General features: G+C 45.3%; 2 protein-coding genes. Both read left to right on the forward strand.

What is annotated here, in order from left to right; all coding sequences use genetic code 11:
• Positions 1-118 precede the first annotated feature (118 nt).
• A complete protein-coding gene (locus R7E00_RS23800) occupies positions 119-715 on the forward strand; it encodes an ACP phosphodiesterase (RefSeq protein ID WP_020842102.1) in 597 nt (198 codons plus the stop codon).
• A gap of 78 nt (positions 716-793) precedes the next feature.
• Positions 794-1294, forward strand: a 501-nt coding sequence (locus tag R7E00_RS23805; protein WP_318124707.1) for a DEAD/DEAH box helicase, incomplete at its 3' end; no start/stop codon positions are given.

Here is a 1294-nt window from a genome sequence, read left to right on the forward strand (position 1 = left end):
GGAATACGTTGGCTCTGTCAAGGAAAACGAATAGTACCGTTTAGTACTCTCTTCACGTTCTTTTAGACGTTATACTAAGTTCATGAAACACCGAGCCAAGAAGGGCGAAAGACGGTAAATGAACTTTTTAGCCCACCTGCATATTGCAGATCACTGTAATAGCCATTTTATGGGAAACTTGCTTGGAGACTTCGTAAAAGGAGATCCAAGCAAGCTATACGATTCTGACATTACTAATGGCATCAAACTCCACCGGTTCGTTGACCGAATTACCGATCATCACCCTATTGTCGAAGAATGTAAGCCACATTTTAAAGGCGTAGCGAGACGCTTCGCGCCAATTGCGCTAGACATGTTTTGGGACCATTGTTTAGCAAAGCATTGGAATGATTTTCATCAAGAGTCGTTAGACGACTTTGTCGAGTTCGCATTTCAAAAAGTAGACAAAGATGTTCACGAACCGCTTCCTGCGCGTTTTATGTTATTGCATCAACGCATGTGGCGGGGCGGCTGGCTGCAATCTTATCAAGATCTCTCCAACATCGAGTTTGCACTGCATCGGATGTCTCAGCGAAGCCCGAGAATGGCCGACTTGACGACAACGTTTGAGGTGTTAGATGGTGAATACGCAGCGTTAGAGGCGAATTTCTCAGAGCTTTATCAAGACGTGCTGCGCCAATCACTTGAATTTCACCAACAGCTAATCAGTTCATAACTCAATCCTTTGGCGAAGAGGTAGTATGGCTATGACGGCTCTGGTAAACTCTGCGCTCCAAAAATTATGAGGTTTATCATGTCCGTTAATTTTGCTGATCTTGGCATTGAACAACAGTTAGTCGAAACGTTGAACAATATGAATATTGTGACGCCAACGCCAGTCCAAGAAAAATCGATTCCACACGTACTGGAAGGCAAAGATCTTCTTGCGGCTGCGCAAACGGGTACCGGTAAAACGGCGGCATTTGGTTTGCCGATTATTCAGGCGGTACAGCAAAAGAAACGTAATGGCACACCTCACGCTCTCATCCTAGTTCCGACTCGTGAATTGGCGCAGCAAGTGTTTGACAATTTAACGCAATACGCGGAACACACGGATCTACGTATTGTTTGTGTGTACGGCGGTACAAGTATTGGCGTGCAAAAGAACAAGTTGGAAGAGGGCGCGGATATTCTTATTGCTACGCCGGGCCGATTGTTAGACCACTTGTTTAACGGCAACGTAAACATTTCTAAAACTGGCGTGTTGGTGCTTGATGAAGCTGACCGAATGTTGGACATGGGTTTTTGGCCTGAT

This window comes from Vibrio sp. Vb1755 (assembly GCF_033338635.1).
GTDB lineage: Bacteria > Pseudomonadota > Gammaproteobacteria > Enterobacterales > Vibrionaceae > Vibrio > Vibrio alginolyticus.

Bases quoted from the DNA above. Each gene is read 5' to 3' on its own strand.
- R7E00_RS23800 (WP_020842102.1), top strand. From the start codon at position 119: ATGAACTTTTTAGCCCACCTGCATATTGCAGATCACTGTAATAGCCAT.